This is a genomic window from Bacillus sp. SIMBA_031 (genome assembly GCF_046535225.1).
GTDB classification, from domain to species: domain Bacteria; phylum Bacillota; class Bacilli; order Bacillales; family Bacillaceae; genus Bacillus; species Bacillus velezensis.
In genome coordinates this window covers 1-269 of sequence record NZ_JAWRXC010000292.1, presented here as the reverse complement: position 1 = coordinate 269, position 269 = coordinate 1, and the positions used below count along the sequence as shown (strand labels likewise).

Annotated in this window: 1 protein-coding gene; it reads right to left on the bottom strand. The window is 32.7% G+C overall.

Going from position 1 to position 269, the window contains the following annotated elements; genetic code table 11:
* The coding region (locus tag SB724_RS20365) for a thioesterase II family protein (RefSeq protein WP_410572694.1) at positions 1 to 269 on the bottom strand (269 nt) is incomplete at both ends.

Sequence of the window (269 nt, the reverse complement as noted above, 5' to 3'; positions counted from 1 at the left end):
CATTTTCCCATTCCGTTATTTCAAATTCAGTGGCATTTTCTTTGGTTCCGAAAAACACATCAATCGGTATATCCAGTTTCTCTGTTATTATATGATTATAACTATAAACAACTTCAAAATCTGCCTTTAAAATTGGGATATAAAACTCCATAAGTTCAGAATGTTCCTTCAATTCGTCAGGAATTCCCCCCAATTTAATTACTTCTTGCCAGAATAAGTCATCAGATAAATCAGATATTATTTTCCCTATTTTACTAGAAGGAGCCCTC